Annotated in this window: 19 protein-coding genes; 6 read left to right on the top strand and 13 right to left on the bottom strand. The window is 59.6% G+C overall.

What is annotated here, in order from left to right; all coding sequences use genetic code 11:
- The first annotated feature begins 14 nt into the window (after positions 1-14).
- Positions 15-878 carry a 1-acyl-sn-glycerol-3-phosphate acyltransferase gene (locus HBO11_RS10520; protein ID WP_169950924.1) on the top strand — a complete coding sequence of 288 codons (864 nt, stop codon included), beginning with the start codon at positions 15-17 and terminating at the stop codon, positions 876-878.
- The gene (locus HBO11_RS10515; protein ID WP_169950926.1) at positions 875-1579 is read left to right on the top strand and encodes an HAD family hydrolase; all 705 of its coding nucleotides are present in this window, start codon (positions 875-877) and stop codon (positions 1577-1579) included. Before HBO11_RS10520 ends, HBO11_RS10515 begins: the two co-directional genes overlap by 4 nt.
- Before the next feature lie 6 nt (positions 1580-1585).
- Here HBO11_RS10515 and garD read toward each other — a convergent pair whose 3' ends face one another.
- From garD to kdgD, 4 genes are all read right to left on the bottom strand, one after another.
- Complete coding sequence (garD, locus tag HBO11_RS10510) at positions 1586-3139, bottom strand: galactarate dehydratase (protein WP_169950928.1); 1554 nt, start codon at positions 3137-3139, stop codon at positions 1586-1588.
- A gap of 12 nt (positions 3140-3151) precedes the next feature.
- A complete protein-coding gene (locus tag HBO11_RS10505; RefSeq protein WP_169950930.1) occupies positions 3152-4516 on the bottom strand; it encodes an MFS transporter in 1365 nt (454 codons plus the stop codon).
- Between the two features lie 106 nt (positions 4517-4622).
- Entirely contained in the window at positions 4623-6068 is a 1446-nt protein-coding gene (locus HBO11_RS10500) for an aldehyde dehydrogenase family protein (RefSeq protein WP_169950932.1), read from the bottom strand.
- Between the two features lie 54 nt (positions 6069-6122).
- Positions 6123-7034: a 5-dehydro-4-deoxyglucarate dehydratase gene (kdgD, locus tag HBO11_RS10495; protein ID WP_169950933.1), complete on the bottom strand. Its 912-nt coding sequence runs from the start codon at positions 7032-7034 to the stop codon at positions 6123-6125.
- A 227-nt stretch (positions 7035-7261) separates the two neighbouring features.
- Between kdgD and HBO11_RS10490 the strand changes: the two genes are divergently transcribed.
- Together HBO11_RS10490 and HBO11_RS10485 are read left to right on the top strand one after the other, a co-directional pair.
- Positions 7262-8419, top strand: coding sequence for a phospholipase (locus tag HBO11_RS10490; RefSeq protein WP_169950935.1), 1158 nt, complete (start codon positions 7262-7264; stop codon positions 8417-8419).
- Positions 8420-8611: 192 nt separating this feature from the next.
- Positions 8612-8809, top strand: a complete 198-nt coding sequence (locus HBO11_RS10485) for a hypothetical protein (RefSeq protein ID WP_169950937.1) — start codon at positions 8612-8614, stop codon at positions 8807-8809.
- A gap of 24 nt (positions 8810-8833) precedes the next feature.
- On the opposite strand, the gene HBO11_RS10480 is transcribed toward HBO11_RS10485, so the two are convergent.
- The 8 genes from HBO11_RS10480 to rplM all read right to left on the bottom strand — a co-directional run bounded on the left by HBO11_RS10480 (position 8834) and on the right by rplM (position 14627).
- Positions 8834-9583, bottom strand: a complete 750-nt coding sequence (locus HBO11_RS10480) for a FadR/GntR family transcriptional regulator (protein WP_169950939.1) — start codon at positions 9581-9583, stop codon at positions 8834-8836.
- A gap of 158 nt (positions 9584-9741) precedes the next feature.
- The gene (locus HBO11_RS10475) at positions 9742-10155 is read right to left on the bottom strand and encodes a ClpXP protease specificity-enhancing factor (RefSeq protein WP_057438071.1); all 414 of its coding nucleotides are present in this window, start codon (positions 10153-10155) and stop codon (positions 9742-9744) included.
- Between the two features lie 17 nt (positions 10156-10172).
- On the bottom strand, positions 10173-10790 hold the full coding sequence (locus HBO11_RS10470; protein WP_027604841.1) for a glutathione S-transferase N-terminal domain-containing protein: 618 nt from the start codon (positions 10788-10790) through the stop codon (positions 10173-10175).
- 150 nt (positions 10791-10940) lie between these two features.
- On the bottom strand, positions 10941-11720 hold the full coding sequence (locus tag HBO11_RS10465; RefSeq protein WP_169950943.1) for a cytochrome c1: 780 nt from the start codon (positions 11718-11720) through the stop codon (positions 10941-10943).
- Positions 11720-12931: a cytochrome bc complex cytochrome b subunit gene (locus HBO11_RS10460; protein ID WP_003188526.1), complete on the bottom strand. Its 1212-nt coding sequence runs from the start codon at positions 12929-12931 to the stop codon at positions 11720-11722. The genes HBO11_RS10465 and HBO11_RS10460 overlap by 1 nt, the downstream gene beginning before the upstream one ends.
- Complete coding sequence (gene petA / locus HBO11_RS10455) at positions 12931-13524, bottom strand: ubiquinol-cytochrome c reductase iron-sulfur subunit (RefSeq protein WP_038443372.1); 594 nt, start codon at positions 13522-13524, stop codon at positions 12931-12933. The genes HBO11_RS10460 and petA overlap by 1 nt, the downstream gene beginning before the upstream one ends.
- A 267-nt stretch (positions 13525-13791) precedes the next feature.
- Positions 13792-14184, bottom strand: a complete 393-nt coding sequence (gene rpsI, locus HBO11_RS10450) for a 30S ribosomal protein S9 (protein WP_003171743.1) — start codon at positions 14182-14184, stop codon at positions 13792-13794.
- A gap of 14 nt (positions 14185-14198) precedes the next feature.
- The gene (gene rplM / locus HBO11_RS10445; RefSeq protein WP_029291908.1) at positions 14199-14627 is read right to left on the bottom strand and encodes a 50S ribosomal protein L13; all 429 of its coding nucleotides are present in this window, start codon (positions 14625-14627) and stop codon (positions 14199-14201) included.
- Positions 14628-14875: 248 nt separating this feature from the next.
- On the opposite strand from rplM, the gene HBO11_RS10440 reads away from it, so the two are divergent.
- On the top strand, positions 14876-15916 hold the full coding sequence (locus HBO11_RS10440) for an NADP(H)-dependent aldo-keto reductase (RefSeq protein WP_169950945.1): 1041 nt from the start codon (positions 14876-14878) through the stop codon (positions 15914-15916).
- Between the two features lie 97 nt (positions 15917-16013).
- Here HBO11_RS10440 and HBO11_RS10435 read toward each other — a convergent pair whose 3' ends face one another.
- Positions 16014-17150, bottom strand: coding sequence for an acyl-CoA dehydrogenase family protein (locus tag HBO11_RS10435; RefSeq protein WP_169950948.1), 1137 nt, complete (start codon positions 17148-17150; stop codon positions 16014-16016).
- 220 nt (positions 17151-17370) lie between these two features.
- On the opposite strand from HBO11_RS10435, the gene HBO11_RS10430 reads away from it, so the two are divergent.
- Positions 17371-18291, top strand: coding sequence for a GlxA family transcriptional regulator (locus HBO11_RS10430; protein WP_169951391.1), 921 nt, complete (start codon positions 17371-17373; stop codon positions 18289-18291).
- The last annotated feature ends 20 nt before the right edge of the window (positions 18292-18311 follow it).

Raw genomic sequence — 18311 nt, 5'->3', positions numbered from 1 at the left:
TGAGCAACATCCCCGTGAAAAACATTCTGCCTCCACCCGACCCCCTTCACTCAGTAGCGGGCCTGTGCACCCGGGAAACCTGGGCCTACCGCTGCTTGCGACGCCAGGTCTACCTGCCGTTTGGTTGCGTATTGGCGGGCCTGCGCCTGCTGTCGATGGTCGTGGTGAGCCTGCTCGCCTGGCCGCTTCCGTTGGCTGCCAGGCCCGTGATGTATCGAGGGCTCCTGTGGATAATGGGCATTCGCATCCGTTGCAGCCATTCATCGCGGCAAATCGCCCTGATCACCGACGGCTGCGTAGTGGCCGCCAATCACGTCAGCGTGATTGATCCATTCGCCATCCTCGCGATGCCAGGCGCGACACTGGTGGCGGCCAGTGGCTACAACCGCTTTATCGCCTTCACCGCCTTCCTGTTGCTCAAATGCTCGGGCGGACAGTTCTGGAACGGTGCCGATAAGAAGGCATTCTCCCGTAACCTGCATAAACTGCGCATCAACCCGCAAGGCACCGCCCTCTACACCACCCCCGAAGCGACCATTAACAACGGCCGGGGTTTGTATCGCTTTCGCGCGGGGCTGCTGAGCCGCGGCTTGCCCGTCGTGCCCCTGGCCGGGCGCCTGATTCTGCCCTTCGGCCTGGTCGCCAGCCCACTGCATGCCTCTGGCCTGGCAAGTTTCCTGCGCTTGCTGACGATGCCCTGGATGATCTGTGAAATGAGCTACCTGGAACGCTGCGAACGCCAGGAGCAGCAAAGCGGCCAGGCCTTTGCAGACCAAATCCAGGCCCGCATCGCCCAACACCTGGGCATTGCGGCCACCCCGTGGACCCGCGAAGACAAACACCGCTATCGCCAGCTCGATGCGCAGGCACGCCCATGACCGCAACCGGCACTACCCATGTGATTTTCGACTTTGACCAGACCCTGGTGAACCACGAAAGCACCCTTGCGATCATCCAGTCGGCGATTGGCGACAGCCCCGCTGGGCAAGCCATGCTGGAGCAACTGCAACTGATCGCGCCCAAGGCGTTGGCCGGTCGCGCCAGTGCCTGGGAACTGCTGTCCTTGGTCAAGGTGATCCCGCGCATCCGCCGCCAGCATATCCAGCGCTACGTCGACACGGTCATTGGCAGCCTCGACCCGGCCCTGATGCTGACCCTGCACAACCTACAGCGCGAGGGCGTGCAGGTGCATATCCTGTCTGGCGGCTACACCGAATGGATCGCCCCGATTGCCCGCTCGCTGGATATCGACACCCGCAACGTGCTCGCCAACCGCCTGTTCTGGGCCGGTTCGCGGGCCCTGTGCCCCCGGCCTTCGCCGCTGATCAACCCCGGTACCGGCAAAAGCCGGATCGTGCGACGGTGGCGCGAAAGCGGCAGGCTCAAGGGCCGGGCGCTGATCGTCGGCGATGCCCGCTCAGACCACCAGGTGTATGTCGATGGCTGGGTCGACGGTTTTGTGTGTGCGGACTACTACACCCGCCAACCCATGCCCGAGATGAGCGGACACATCCTTCGCGCGGCCAGCCCGCAGCAGGTCTACCCCCATCTGCAGGCCTTGATCGGCGCCCTGTCCTGACCTGGGCTAGGTGATCGGCGCCGGATTGAACAAGGTGATGTCATTGTGCAGCTTATGTTGCTCGGCCCAGGTCTGCTTTTTGCCGCTGGCCACATCCAGGTAGAAATGGAACAACTCCCAGCCCAGTTCCTCGATGGTCGCACGCCCGGTGGCGATCCGTCCGGCATCGATATCGATCAGGTCCGGCCAGCGCTGGGCCAATTCCGTACGGGTCGAAACCTTCACCACTGGCGCCATCGCCAACCCGTAGGGCGTGCCGCGGCCGGTGGTGAATACATGCAGGTTCATCCCCGCCGCCAGTTGCAAGGTGCCGCAGACAAAATCACTGGCCGGGGTCGCACAAAAGATCAGGCCTTTGCCCTTGAAGCGCTCGCCCGGCCCAAGCACGCCATTGATCGCGCTGCTGCCGGACTTGACGATAGACCCCAGGGACTTCTCGACAATGTTCGACAGGCCGCCCTTCTTGTTGCCCGGCGTGGTGTTGGCGCTGCGGTCGGCCTCGCCCTTGGCCAGGTAGCGGTCGTACCAGTCCATTTCCCGCACCAGTTCCCGCGCGACCTCCTGGTTTTCGGCGCGGGAGGTCAGCAGGTAAATGGCATCGCGCACTTCAGTCACTTCGGAAAACATCACCGTCGCCCCGGCCCGCAGCAACAGGTCTGACGCGTAGCCCAGCGCCGGGTTGGCGGTGATCCCGGAAAACGCGTCGCTGCCGCCGCATTGCATGCCCAGGATCAGCTCCGAGGCCGGTACGGTTTCCCGCCGGCGCAGGTCGAGTTTCTTCAACCGGGTTTCGGCCAGCTCCATGATTTGCTCGATCATTTCGCTGAACCCGTGGCTTGCGTCCTGCAAGCGGTACAGCCACGGCTCGCTGAGGTCCACCGAGCTGTCGTTGTCGTGCATCACCTGCCCGGCTTGCAGCTTTTCGCAGCCCAGGCTGATCACCAGGGCTTCGCCCCCCAGGTTCGGGTTGCGCGCCAGGTTGCGCACGGTGCGGATCGGAATATAGGCGTCGGTGGCGGTAATGGCCACGCCGCAACCATAGCTGTGGGTCAGTGCCACCACGTCATCGACATTCGGGTATTTGGGCAGCAACTCGTCCTTGATGCGCTTGACCGCATGGTCCAGCACGCCGGTCACGCACTGCACGGTCGTGGTGATGCCGAGGATGTTGCGCGTGCCCACAGTGCCATCGGCATTGCGATAGCCCTCGAAGGTGAAACCTTCCAATGGCGCCTGGGCCTCGGGCACTTCGGTGGACAGCGGCAGGCTGTCCAGCGGCGGTGCAGTGGGCATGCGCAGTTGATCCTCCTGGACCCAACTGCCGCGTGGTATCGGTTGCAAGGCGTAACCGATGGTCTGGCCATAGCGAATGATCTGACCACCTTGTGGGATATCTTCCAGGGTCACCTTATGGCTCTGGGGGATGAACTCCACGGTCACCAGGCCGTCCGGGAACTCGGTGCCGGCTGGCACTCCCTGGTCATTGACCACGATTACTACGTTGTCGCGCTCGTGCAACCGAATGGAGCGCGGCGAGTCGGCATGTTCAATCAACTGCATCACACGGCCCCTTCAGGATTGCGCTTGGGAAAGGTTAGTCAATTCAGGGCCTTTGCTCGGTGGCTCGTTGAGCACCACGCGCTTGATCGGGCCGACGATCACCAGGTAGCTGAATACCGCCACCAGCGCATTGGCGCCGACGAACACCAGGGCCCACTTGAACGAACCGGTGGTGCTGATGATGTAGCCGATCACGATAGGCGTGGTGATGGAAGCCAGGTTGCCGAAGGTATTGAACAAGCCGCCGCTGAGGCCAGCGATTTGTTTGGGCGAGGTGTCAGACACCACCGCCCAACCCAGTGCGCCAACGCCTTTACCGAAGAAGGCCAGGGCCATGAAGCCCACGATCATCCACTCCACATCCACATAGTTGCAGGCAATGATGCTGCTGGAGACCAGCAAGCCAGCAATGATCGGCGCCTTGCGCGCGAAGGTCAGGGAGTGGCCCTTGCGCAGCAGGTAGTCGGAAATAACCCCGCCCAGCACGCCGCCGATAAAACCGCAGATCGCCGGCAGCGAAGCGATGAAGCCGGCCTTGAGGATGGTCATGCCGCGGTCCTGCACCAGGTACACCGGGAACCAGGTAAGGAAGAAGTAGGTAATGCCGTTGATGCAGTACTGGCCCAGGTACACGCCAAGCATCATGCGGTTGGTCAGTAACTGGCGGATGTAATCCCACTTCGGCCCGTCGGTTTTCTTACCCTTGGCCTTGTCCTGGTCCATATCGACCATCGCCCCATTGGCGGCAATGTGCTTGAACTCAGCCTCATTGATCAGCGGGTGCTCGCGCGGGCTGTAGATCACTTTCAGCCAGATCAGCGAGAACACGATGCCAATCACGCCCATCACGATAAATACGTGCTGCCAGCCGAAGCTGTAGACGATCCACCCCATCAACGGGGCAAACAACACAGTGGCGAAGTACTGCGCCGAGTTGAAGATCGCCGAAGCCGTGCCGCGCTCGGCGGTTGGGAACCAGGCAGCGACTATGCGCGCATTGCCGGGAAAGGATGGCGCTTCGGCCAGGCCGACCAGAAAGCGCAGCATAAACAGCGCAACCACGGCGGTGGAGACGCCGAACTCACCGACATAGCCTTGCAGCACGGTGAACAGCGACCAGGTGAAGATGCTCAGGGCATAGACTTTTTTCGAGCCGAAACGATCGAGCAGCCAGCCGCCGGGAATTTGCCCGGCCACGTAGGCCCAACCGAAAGCAGAGAAGATGTAACCGAGGGTGACGGCGTCGATGCCGAGGTCTTTTTGCAGGCTGGAACCTGCGATGGCGATGGTGGCACGGTCGGCGTAGTTGATCGTGGTCACCAGGAACAGCATGAGCAAGATCAAATAACGGACGTGCGTCGGCTTGGTCGCTTGCATGTAGATGTACTCCCACTAATTATTTTTTTTGCGGGTAATTGTCGTGTTGGTGCTGCGCACTGCTTTTTTGCGGGAGCAGGCAAGCCTGCTCTCACATGTATTGCGTTTACGAACCGATGTAGCTGGTTTTCACCACGGTGTAGAACTCCTGCGCATAGCGACCTTGCTCACGCGACCCGTAGGATGAACCCTTGCGACCCCCGAAGGGAACGTGATAATCCACGCCCGCCGTCGGCAGGTTGACCATCACCATCCCGGCCTGGGAGTGGCGCTTGAAGTGGTTGGCGTACTTGAGCGAGGTGGTGGCAATGCCCGCCGACAGCCCGAACTCGGTGTCGTTGGCCATGGCCAGTGCTGCCTCGTAGTCCGCCACGCGCACCACATTGGCCACCGGGCCGAAGATTTCTTCACGGCTGATGCGCATGGCGGCTTCGCTGTCGGCAAACAGAGTCGGCGCGAGGAAGTAGCCTTGGGTGTCACACGTCACCAGGCCACCACCGCTGACCAGCCGCGCGCCTTCGCCCTGGCCGATGTCGATGTACTTCAGGTCCTGGTCCAACTGGGCCTGGGACACCACCGGGCCAATGTCGGTCCCGGCATGCAGGGCATGGCCAACCTTGATCGACTGCATGCGCTGCGCCATGGCAGCGACGAATTGGTCATGAATCCCGGCGGTCACGATAAAGCGACTGGATGCCGTGCAGCGCTGGCCGGTGGAGTAGAACGCGCTCTGTACCGACAACTCGACAGCCTGCTTGAGGTCGGCATCGTCGAGAATGATCTGCGGGTTCTTGCCGCCCATTTCCAACTGCACCTTGGCCTGGCGCGACACGCAACTGACCGCGATCTGCCGGCCCACGCCCACGGAACCGGTGAAGCTGATGCCGTCGACCTTCGGGCTATGGACCAGCGCATCGCCCACTACCCGGCCGCTGCCCATCACCAGGTTGAACACACCACTGGGAAAGCCTGCACGGGAGATGATTTCGGCCAGGGCCCAGGCACAGCCGGGCACCAGGTCTGCCGGCTTGAGCACCACGCAGTTGCCGTAGGCCAGGGCCGGGGCGATTTTCCAGGCGGGGATCGCAATCGGAAAGTTCCACGGGGTGATCTGGCCCACCACGCCCAGGGCTTCGCGCGTGACCTCGACGTTGACCCCCGGGCGTACAGACGGCAGGTAGTCACCGGACAGGCGCAGGCACTCGCCGGCAAAGAATTTAAAGATATTACCGGCACGGGTCACTTCGCCGATGGCTTCCGGCAGGGTCTTGCCCTCTTCGCGAGCCAGCAGCGTACCGAGCTCTTCGCGGCGCGCGAGGATCTCGCTGCCGACTTTATCCAGGGCGTCATGCCGGGCCTGGATGCCGGAGGTCGACCATGCCGGGAACGCCGCGCGGGCGGCGTCGATAGCGGCGTGGACCTGAGCCACGTCGGCCTTGGCGAAATCGCCGATGACATCCGACAGATCCGACGGGTTGATATTGCTTGAGTAGTCAGCACCGGCCACCCACTGGCCACCGATGTAGTTGTCAAAACGCTTGGCTTGGGACACGCATCTTCTCCTTACGCAAAAAGCCGCTGATCACTCAGCGGCTTTATTAATGGGTTACTGCGCGCCTTGCTTGTCGATCAGCGCGGCCAGGGCTTCGTATTCTTCTGGCAACAGATCGGTGAGCGGGGTGCGCACCGGGCCTGCGTCATAGCCGGCGATTTTTGCGCCCGCCTTGACGATGCTTACGGCGTAGCCGGCCTTGCGGTTACGGATGTCCAGGTAAGGCAGGAAGAAGTCGTCGATGATCTTGTCGACGGTGGCGTGATCCTCCCGGGCAATCGCGTGGTAGAAGTCCATTGCGGTCTTAGGAATGAAGTTGAAGACCGCCGAGGAGTACACCGGCACGCCGAGGGCCTTGTAGGCAGCGGCGTAAACCTCTGCGGTCGGCAACCCGCCCAGGTAGCTGAAACGATCACCGAGGCGACGGCGGATCGACACCATCAGCTCGATATCGCCCAGGCCATCCTTATAGCCAATCAGGTTCGGGCAACGTTCGGCCAGGCGCTCAAGCAGCGGCGCGGTCAGGCGGCAGACGTTGCGGTTGTAGACCACCACGCCGATTTTTACCGACTTGCACACGGCTTCGACGTGGGCGGCAACCCCGTCCTGGCTGGCTTCGGTCAGGTAGTGCGGTAACAGCAGCAGACCCTTGGCCCCCAAGCGCTCGGCTTCCTGGGCGTACTCGATGGCCTGGCGAGTGGAGCCGCCAACACCGGCGAGGATCGGCACGCTGGTGGCGCAGGTATCCACTGCGGTTTTCACCACTTGGGAATATTCACTGGCCGCCAGGGAGAAAAACTCACCGGTGCCGCCCGCTGCGAACAAGGCTGTGGCGCCGTAAGGGGCCAGCCACTCCAGGCGTTTGATATAGCCCGCCTGGTTGAAATCGCCCTGAGCACTGAAATCGGTCACCGGAAAAGACAGCAGACCGTGGGAGAGGATGGACTTCAGTTCTTGTGGATTCATTATTCGAACACCCTGGGTAAAGACTATCGATGAACAGTTGTTGTTAATGTTGTACGTCATCGTACAACTATAAAATCATCCGTCAATGTTATTTCGTCGGCTTGCCAGGGTTTTGCGGTCGGTTATTGAGAGCGCCTTGACGTAGGAAATTATTCCTCTATGCTTGCGACAACTGTATATACATACAGTTATCAAGGAAGATTCATACGACATAGCAAGGAGCTAACATGTCAGAACTAAAATCGATCAACACCGAAAACCCTATCCCCGCCCTACGCTTCGAAGGCGGCGAGCACACCGCCATTGGCGACGAGACCCTGCTGCGTTTTGTCCCGGGCGAGCCAGCAATTGCTGGGGCAAAAGTCCAACTGCACCTGCCCAACGGCCTGGCGCTGACCTATGGTCAGATCATTGCCCTGGGCGGCGATTTCTACGGGATTCCCGGCCAGCCCATCAGTGACGGTGCGTCACCCACCGAGCGTGTGCAGCGTTTCATCGCCGCGTTTAACTCGCTGGCGACTTTGCCGGCGTCACGGGAGGAAGCGGGCAAAATCCTCGCAGTCATGCAAAAAGAGATCAACGCAGTGAAGCAGGCCATACAGGATGGCAAGCAACCCCATGAGGCCTACGACGCACTAGGAGATACGTTGTCCGAAGAGTGGAACCGCATCACTGGCGGTGGCAGCGTGGTTTCAGCCATGGTTCCCCTGGGGCGCTACCTGAAGCTGGCGGCCGATAATGCCGACCATTTCGGCGAATGGGCGCTGTCTGCCTACCTAGCCGGGCATACCGCCGCCCTGCAACAAGCGGTCGTGGCCCACCAAAGCGGCAGTGGCCAGCAATTGGAACTGGCTTACGCCATGAACAGCTTTGCTGATCACTTCTTGACCGACCTGTTTTCCGCAGGGCACCTGCGCGTCCCACGCAAACAACTGGCGGCCGTGGTGACACCGGGTGAACTGGGGTCGTTGATCAGCCGCTTTATGCACGATGAAGACAGCAAGTTCGGGCTCAATGTACGCAATGCCCTGGGCGATGAGTGGCATGCCTATGGCGACAAACGCTATTTCGATAGCAATGACGCCGCCAACCGCACCCAGGTCAAGCGTGCGGTGCAGTCTTCGGCCGATGAGATCTTCGACGCGTACATCAGCGGTATCGCGCCCTCCCCGGCCACGTTCAAGGCACCGCTGCACGTGCCGGACCTGAATGCGGCGAACAACCCGGCGAACAACTTTTCGCCACTGTTCAAGGCTGAGGGCGACAAGGTGTTGCGACGCAAGGACGTCAACAACCTGAACGACAAGCAATGGACCAATGATTGGTGGGGGTGGAGTACGTATTTGTTGCTTAAGGATTACAAGCCGAACAAGCCGCAGCCTTGAGGTAGCCATAGTTCCCCTGTGAGCGGATGACTCGCACACAGGGGACCGTTCGTCGTCACTGTGAATTCTGACAGTATCGGCGACGGGCTCGCTGCCCCTAGATTGGGTGCGACCGCCGGGTTACCTCAGCACATGCAGCAGGTGCAGTCACCTTGGAGGCCCTTTACTCATCCACAACCAGTGAGGCACACCATGGCTACCGAAAAAAAATGCACATTTAAATCCAAATCCAATAATTCCAAGGCATCCACGCAGAACATCGATCCTGTGGACCTACCCAATATTGGTGACACCATTCAACTTGACGGTGACCCGCCGGCCCTGGTCCTAGGCAAGAACTTCCATATCAACAATGGTGAAGTTACCCAAATCGACTTTTTCTTGGCGTGACATGCCTTCCTGGCAGGCATCGAATTATCCGCGCTGCGCCTGCGCCTCTTCATGAGCCTGGCGCAGCCGCTCTCGACTATTAGTCAAATGCAATCTCATCGCCGCCCGCGCCGCATCCGAATCCTGGCGGGCAATCGCCTCATAAATCTCTTCGTGCTCACGGCTCAGGCGGCTCATGTAGTGCTGCTGGTCGTCATGGGCCAGGCGCGCTGAGTTCAGACGGGTGCGCGGGATAATGCTGGTGCCCAGGTGGGTCATGATGTCGGTGAAGTAGCGGTTGCCGGTGGACAAGGCAATCTGCAGATGGAACTGGAAGTCCGAGGCCACTGCATCGCTGGCGTGCGCCGCACTTTCATTCAACGCATCGAGGGCTGCGCGCATTGCTGCCAGCTGTTCGTCATTGCGACGCTGGGCCGCGAGGCCGGCGGACTCTACTTCCAGGCTGATGCGCAACTCGAGGATCGCCAGTACATCACGCAGCGTGACCACGGTCGCCGGATCAATGCGAAACCCGCTGGGGCTCGGCGTATCCAGCACAAAGGTGCCGATGCCATGCCGGGTTTCCACCTGCCCAGCTGCCTGAAGCCGCGAGATTGCCTCGCGCACCACCGTGCGGCTGACCCCATGGGCTTCCATGATCGCTGACTCGGTGGGCAGCTTGTCGCCACGCTTGAGCTGACCATCGCGGATCTGCTCGGACAACACCGTGACCAGTTCCTGGGCAAGGCTACGGCGCTTGCGGGGAAGACGCGGGGCTGTGCTGGGGTTTTCCATGGGCAGGCAACTATCTCGATGATTCAAAGGGGCATCATAGCCCAAGCGGGTTGTACGATCACCGCTCTGGATGATTTGCCCAAAGCTTATCGCGCGCAAAAAAATGCCCCAGCCTAAGCCGGGGCACTTTCAACACATGCCCACAGGCGCATGTTTTGTCACTTCACCACTTTCAAGCTCGGCCGGCCGCTAGGGCGCGGTGGCTCGGAATCAGGTGGCGGCAGATCATCTTCAATTTCAATCGCTTCGTCGTCTTCAAGGGACGACTCCAGATCAAACACCATGCCCTGGCCATTTTCCCGGGCATAAATCCCCAGGATCGCGCCGATGGGCACATAGAGCGTATGGGGTACCCCACCAAAACGCCCTTCAAAGCTGACCGCTTCATTGTCCATGTGCAGTTGGCGTACGGCACTGGGCGAAACGTTCAGGACAATCTGTCCGTCACTGGCAAAACCTTGTGGTACCTGCACCGCAGGAAACTCGGAATTGACCAGCATGTGCGGGGTGCAATCGTTGTCCACAATCCACTCGTAGAGCGCGCGGACCAGGTAAGGTCGACTGGAGTTCATCAACGGCTCCTTAAGCCTTAGCGCATATCACGTTCGACGCCAGACAGACTTGCCTGGAAAGCCTCACGCGCAAACTGGCGCTCCATGTAATCAAGCAGCGGCTTGGCAGGCCGCGGCAGTTCAATGCCCAGAATCGGCAAACGCCAGAGTATGGGTAATAGGCAGCAATCCACCAGGCTTTGTTCCTCACTGAGGAAAAAAGGTTTGTCGGCGAACAGCGGCGAAACCCCGGTCAGGCTCTCGCGCAATTCCTTGCGCGCCTGCACACGGGCAGCTTCTTTGCTGCGTGTATCCAGAATCAGATCCACCAGCCCGCACCAGTCACGCTGGATCCGATGGATCAGCAGGCGGCTGTTGGCACGCGCCACCGGATACACCGGCAGCAAAGGTGGATGGGGGTAACGCTCATCCAGATATTCCATCACCACGGTTGACTCCCACAACGCCAGGTCACGATCGACCAGGGTGGGCAAGCTGCCGTAAGGGTTCACTTCGATCAGTTTCGGCGGATGACGACCCACCTCCACACTGATGATCTCGGCGCTGACACCCTTCTCTGCGAGTACGATGCGTACTCGGTGGGAATAGTGGTCGGCGGGGTCGGAGTAACAGGCCAACCGGTTGGTCACGCCCATGGCGGTCCTCCTCGCTTGTTGAAATTATCGAAAGCTCAAAAACGAGCGCGCCCAGAAAGCATCTCTCGTAACACCTGGATCAACCAGAGCGTTACCCGTTCAGAGACGTCGCTGGGCGCGCAAGATTAACAGCAATTGCCTAAGGTTGGATCAATGCACATCCTTCCAGTATTCACGCTTGAGCAAATAAGCGAATACGAAGAAGAAAGCCAGGTACAGCAACACATAGGTACCGATGCGTTGATGCTCCAGTTTGACCGGGTTGGCGGAGTACGCCAGGAAGGTCACCAGGTTCTTGACCTTCTCGTCGAACTGCTCCTCGTTCAGCGCACCGCTCTTGGGCACGATGGTCAGTTGATCACAGGCCTCATGGGTCAACGGCGTGCCGGTCAGCGGGTCATATTGCTTCTTGCCGTTTTCCACGACTTGAACCTGCTTGCATCCTACCACCTGGCGCCCTTGCAGGCCGACCAGCACGTTAGGCATACCGACGTTCGGGAAGACCTTGTTGTTCACGCCCCAGGGACGTGTAGGGTCTTCGTAGAACGATTTCAGGTAGCCGTACAGCCAGTCGGTGCCACGTACGCGCGCTACCAGGGTCAGGTCGGGCGGCGCAGCCCCGAACCAGGCCTTGGCGTCGGCCGGTTGCATGCCGATGTTCATGTGGTCGCCAATCTTGGCACCGGTGAACACCAGGTTCTTGAGCATCAGCTCATGGGGGATACCCAGGTCATCGGCAACCCGCTCGTAACGCTGGAACTTGGCACTGTGGCAGCCCATGCAGTAGTTGGCGAACGTACGGGCGCCGTCTTGCATGGCGGCCTTGTCAGAAACGTCGATGTCGACTTTTTCCAGCTCTGCGCCGTGCTCGGCCGCGAAGGCCAATACCGGCAGGGCAGCAAGAATCAATGCAGCGAATAATTTTTTCATCAGCCAGTCACCCTTTCCGGAACCGGTTTTGTCTTCTCGAGCCGGGTGTAGAACGGCATCAGAATGAAGTAGGCGAAGTACAGGAAGGTGCAGACCTGCGACAGCAACGTGCGCTCTGGGGTCGGCGCCAGTACGCCCAACACACCCAGGATCACGAACGAAATGCAGAACACCCACAGCCAGATCTTGCTCAGCCAACCCTTGTAGCGCATGGACTTGACCGGGCTACGGTCGAGCCATGGCAACACGAACAGCACGGCGATGGCCGCACCCATGGCGATCACGCCCATGAGCTTGTCGGGGATTGCCCGCAAAATGGCGTAGAACGGCGTGAAGTACCAGACCGGGGCAATGTGTTCCGGGGTCTTGAATGCGTTGGCCTGTTCGAAGTTCGGCTTTTCGAGGAAATAGCCGCCCATTTCCGGGAAGAAGAACACAATCGAGCAGAACACGAACAGGAACACCACTACGCCGACGATATCTTTCACGGTGTAGTAAGGGTGGAATGGAATGCCGTCCAGCGGAATGCCGTTCTCGTCCTTGTGCTTCTTGATATCCACGCCGTCCGGGTTGTTCGAACCCACTTCGTGCAGCGCCAGGATGTGCAGCACCACCAGGCCGAGAATCACGATCGGCAAGGCCACCACATGCAGGGCAAAGAAGCGGTTCAGGGTAATCCCGGAGATCAGGTAGTCACCACGGATCCACTGCGTCAGGTCGTTACCGATGACCGGGATCGCACCAAACAGCGAGATGATCACCTGGGCGCCCCAGTAGGACATCTGGCCCCACGGCAGCAGGTAGCCCATGAAGGCCTCTGCCATCAGCGCCAGGTAAATCAGCATGCCGAACACCCATACCAACTCACGCGGCTTCTGGTACGAGCCGTAGAGCAAGCCACGGAACATGTGCAGATAGACCACGATAAAGAACGCCGAAGCGCCGGTGGAGTGCAGCAGGCGCAGGATCGAGCCGTACTCGACGTCGCGCATGATGTATTCGACGGAGGCAAACGCTTCTTCCGCCGACGGGGTGTAGCTCATGGTCAGCCAGACACCGGTAACGATCTGGTTGACCAGTACCAGCAATGCCAGGGAACCAAAGAAGTAGAAGAAGTTGAAGTTCTTCGGCGCGTAATACTTGCTGAGATGGTCTTCCCACATTTTGGTAGCGGGGAAGCGCGCATCCACCCAATCCATGAACTTGCTCATTACGCGCTCTCCTTATCGACACCAATGACAATAACGTCGTCAGATTCGTAGTTGTGCGGCGGAACCGGCAGGTTCAACGGAGCAGGCTGGGACTTGTAGACGCGACCGGCCAGGTCGTAGTGGGAACCGTGGCAAGGGCAGAAATAGCCACCGACCCAGTCCTTGCCCAGGTCCACTGGCGCGACTTCCGGGCGGAAGGTCGGCGAGCAACCCAGGTGTGTGCAAAGACCGACCAGCAACAGAATCTCTGGCTTGATCGAACGCACTTCGTTTTGGGCGTAGGCGGGTTGGTCGGAATTCTTGGACTCGGGGTCAGACAACTGGCCCTCGATCTTCTTCAGATTCCCCAGGATTTCCTCGGTACGACGAACGATGAATACTGGCTGGCCGCGCCATTCAGCAATCATCTGCTGGCCTGGCTCGATCTTGCTGACATTCACCTTCACCGGTGCACCTGCGGCTTTCGCCTTGGCACTGGGAAACCATGACCCCACGAACGGGACCGCAGCCCCCACCGCTCCTGCAGCACCCACCACGGATGTGGCTGCTACCAAGAAGCGACGCCGGCCTGCATTCACGCCGTCATTGCTCATTCAGTCCTCTCCCATCAGCTTTTTGGCCTGTTAAATCAGGCGTCTACTAAGTATTAAATCTGAACTTATAAAAATTTTGCCGAATGGTAATGAAAAGCCCCACCTCTGACAAGGTAATTACCCGCAGCCTAGCTTCCAAGCCTTGTAGTATAGGGGGTCTACGGATGTGGCAAGTTGTCACACAGAAAAAACCCGCATAAAACGCGGGCAATAAAAAACGCCCAGCTCCGTGAGGAGGCTGGGCGTTTTTGTGGAACGTAAAGCGAATTAACGCTTCGAGTACTGCGGACGCTTACGCGCTTTACGCAGACCGACTTTCTTACGTTCAACTTCACGGGCATCGCGAGTCACGAAGCCAGCTTTGCGCAGAGCGCCGCGCAGGGTTTCGTCGTACTGCATCAGAGCGCGAGTGATACCGTGGCGGATTGCGCCAGCTTGACCACTTACACCGCCACCGATAACGGTGACGTAGATGTCGAACTTTTCAACGGTCTCGGTCAGTTCCAGCGGCTGACGAACTACCATGCGGGCAGTTTCGCGGCCGAAGAAGTTGTCCAGAGTGCGGTTGTTGATCGAGATGTTACCAGTGCCCGGACGCAGGAAAACGCGTGCGGTTGCGGTTTTGCGACGGCCAGTGCCGTAATTTTGAGTCGCCGACATAATGAACTATTCCGTTAAAACTTCAGTTCTTGGGGCTGCTGAGCAGCATGAGGGTGAGCAGCGCCCGCATAGACTTTCAGCTTGCGATACATGTCGCGACCCAGTGGGCCCTTCGGCAGCATACCTTTAACCGCGATCTCGATCGGGGCTTCAGGCTTCTTGGCAATCAGGCCTTCGAAGTTCGAAGACTTGATACCGCCTGGGAAACCGGAGTGACGGTAGTACATTTTGTCGCTTGCTTTGTTGCCGGTTACACGAACCTGCTCAGCGTTGATGATCACGATGTAGTCACCGGTATCGACGTGAGGGGTGTACTCAGGCTTGTGCTTGCCACGCAGACGGCTGGCGACTTCAGTGGCCAGACGACCCAGGGTCTGACCAGCGGCGTCGACGACAAACCAGTCGCGCTGAACTGTTTCCGGTTTTGCAGTAAAAGTTGTCATTCTTTAATAGCCTCAGGGGCCGCCCTGTAAATTAGACGGCGGATCTTACTGAATAGTGCGTACTTTGACAAGTCAAAGGCAGCCGGATACAGACGCTATCGGGGGCTCGGGTCAGCGCGTCCGTTCAACGGCAAGATTCTTCGGCAGGCGGCGCATCACTTCCACTGCAGAAAGAGGTGGGCAATTATGCAGATTGCGAAAAAAAATTCAACCTGCTTTTATGATTGTTTTCCCCAAAGGAGTACCCGATGGATTATCGAAAGCTGGGCCGGACCGATCTGAACGTAAGCACGATCTGCCTCGGGACCATGACCTGGGGCGAGCAGAACACCGAGGCAGAGGCCTTCGCCCAGATTGAGCGGGCCAAAGGCGCAGGGATCAACTTCCTCGATACCGCAGAAATGTACCCGGTGCCGCCCAAGGCCGACACCTACGCCACCACCGAGCGCTACATCGGCAATTACTTCAAGAGCCGTGGCGACCGCGCCGACTGGATCCTCGCCAGCAAGATCGCCGGGCCCGGCAACACCATCGACTACATCCGCGACGGCCAGCTCAAGCACAACCGCAAACACATCATCGACGCCCTGGACGCGAGCCTCAAGCGCCTGCAGACCGACTGGATCGACCTGTACCAGTTGCACTGGCCGGAACGCAGCACCAACTTCTTCGGCCAACTGAGCTACAAGCACCAGGAAGAACCCGACCTGACGCCACTTGAAGAAACCCTCGAAGCCCTCGACGAGCAGGTCAAGGCCGGCAAGATCCGCCATATCGGCCTGTCCAATGAAACGCCGTGGGGCACCATGAAGTTCCTGGCCCTGGCCGAGGCCCGTGGCTGGACCCGCGCGGTGTCGATCCAGAACCCCTACAACCTGCTCAACCGCAGCTTTGAGGTGGGCCTGGCGGAGATTGCCATCCGTGAACAATGTGGCTTGCTGGCGTACTCGCCGTTGGCGTTCGGCATGCTCAGCGGCAAGTACGAAGGCGGCGCACGGCCGGCCAAGGGCCGCTTGAGCCTGTACAGCCGCTTCAGCCGCTACTTCAACCCGCAATCGGAAGCTGCGTGCAGCCGCTATGTGGCCCTGGCCCGCGAGCACGGCCTGGACCCGGCGCAGATGGCCCTGGCGTTTGTCACGCAACAGCCGTTTGTGACCAGCAATATCATTGGGGCGACGACGCTTGCGCAGTTGGACAGCAACATCGCCAGTGCTGACCTGAAGCTGTCGAAAGAGGTGCTGGAGGGGATCGAGGCGATTCAGAAGGATCATCCCAATCCTGCGCCTTGATTGATCTCTAGAACGCCATAGCCGGCAAGCCGGCCCCTACATTTGGAACCCATTCCCCTGTAGGAGCCGGCTTGCCGGCGATAGCAGCACCAACGATTCAAAGCGCCCGCGCAATGATCTCCTTCATGATTTCATTGGTCCCCGCATAAATACGCTGCACCCGCGCATCCGCCCAGGCCCGGGCAATCGGGTATTCCCACATGTAACCGTAGCCGCCGTGTAACTGCACGCACTCGTCGAGCACCTTGCATTGCAAGTCAGTAGTCCAGTATTTGGCCATCGCCGCCGTCGGCACATCCAGCTTGCCTTGCAGATGCTGTTCCAGGCACTTGTCGACGAATACCCGGCCGATCTGCACCTCGGTGGCGATCTCCGCCAGCTTGAAGCGGGTGTTCTGGAAGTCAGCAATCGCCTTGCCAAACGCCTTGCGCTCGCGGGTGTAGTCCAGGGTCCATTGCAACGCCGCTTCGGCCGAGGCCAGGGCGCCAATCGCCACGGTCAGGCGCTCCTGGGGCAGTTCCTGCATCAGGTAGGCAAAACCCATCCCCGCCTGGCCCAGCAGGTTCTCCTTGGGCACCCGCACGTCCTGGAAGAACAGCTCGGAGGTGTCCTGGGCCTTCATCCCCACCTTCTCCAGACGCTTGCCCTTGTCAAAGCCCGGCGTATCGGCCTCCACCAGAAACAGGCTGGTGCCCTTGGCGCCGGCCTTGGGGTCGGTCTTGGCGACCACGATCACCAGGTCCGCCAGGAAACCATTGGTAATAAAAGTTTTGGAGCCGTTGATCACATACTCATCGCCATCCAGCACGGCGGTGGTCTTGACCCCTTGCAGGTCCGACCCGGCGCCCGGCTCAGTCATGGCAATGGCCGTGACCATCTCCCCGGAAACGAGCTTGGGTAGGTACCTGTGCTTCAGCGCCTCACTGCCGTAATGCAGGATGTACGGCGCAACAATGTCCGAGTGCAGGGAGAAGCCAATCCCGGTCAGGCCCAAACGGCCGATCTCTTCGATCACCACGGTGCTGTAGAGAAAGTCCGCGCCCAGGCCTCCGTATTCTTCCGGCAGGTGGGAGCAGAGCATCCCCGCCTCCCCCGCCTTGCTCCACAGGGCGCGGTCAATATGGCCCTGCTTCTCCCATTGCGCATGGAACGGCACCGCGTCTTTTTCGAGGAAGGTGCGCACGCTCTGACGGAAGAGTTCGTGCTCGGAGCTGAACAAGGTTCTGGGAATCATGAGTCACCTGCGTCGATTGTCAGACAAAAACAAGATCACAGAGCCTAAGCTGCACGGACGTCACGGGACACTGGACACATGCGACAAAAAATAAGACGATCCAGCCGTTAGTTGACCACTTTCCCCTATAAGAATAATCGAAATTATGTCTAGCCTCGTCTCCACGCCCTTGCGGCGCGTCAGCATTTTGGCCATTGATCGGGTGTTTGCTTCTACCCTCATGCAAGCCAAGGATTTCTTCCACCTCGCCAGCCTGCGTTACGGCAAACAACAGGGCCTGGGCCTCACGCCGGCCTTTGAAACCCGCCTGGTAAGCCCCGACGGGCAATCGGTATGCAGCTTCAGCGATGTGATCATGCCGGTGGACGGTGGCCTGGAAAACGCCGACATCATTGTGCTGCCGGCGTTCTGGGACGACTTCGACGCCCTGAGCAGACGTTACCCGCAGATCCTGCCATGGCTGCGCGAGCAGCATGCCCGGGGGGCGGTGCTATGCGGTGAGGCCACCGGGGTGTTCTGGCTCGCCGAAGCCGGCCTGCTCGATGGCAAGGAGGCGACCACCTACTGGCGCTTCTTCAACGCCTTCAGCGAACGCTTCCCCAAGGTCCAGCTCAATCAGGACAAGCATCTGACCGACGCCGACAACCTGTACTGCGCCGGCGGCACCACGTCGGCCTGCGATCTGTATATCTATCTGATCGAGCGTTTCTGCGGCGCCAACATCGCCCAGGCCGTGGCCCGCGACATTCTCTACGAAGTGCAGCGCAACTACGCGCCGGGGCGCATCGGTTTTGGCGGGCAGAAGCTGCACCAGGACGTAATCATCCTGCAGATCCAGCATTGGCTTGAGGAGCACTTCGCCGACAAATTCCGCTTTGAAGACGTGGCCCGCGAACACGGCATGAGCATCCGCAACTTTATGCGAAGGTTCCAGACGGCTACCGGCGACAAGCCGTTGCATTACCTGCAACGGCTGCGGATCGAGACGGCCAAGGGCTTGCTGTCGGGCAGCCGCAAGAGCATCAAGACCATCAGCTATGAGGTGGGGTATGACGATGCGAGCTTCTTTGCGCGGCTGTTCAGGCAGCACACGGAGTTGTCGCCGAACCAGTATCGCCAGCAATTCCAGCAGGCCGCCTGAGTAAGGCCACATGCAATCGA

Source organism: Pseudomonas sp. WS 5010 (genome assembly GCF_012985565.1).
Lineage (GTDB): Bacteria > Pseudomonadota > Gammaproteobacteria > Pseudomonadales > Pseudomonadaceae > Aquipseudomonas.
The sequence above is the reverse complement of the archived record's forward strand: the minus strand, read 5'-3'. Positions and strand labels throughout refer to the sequence as shown.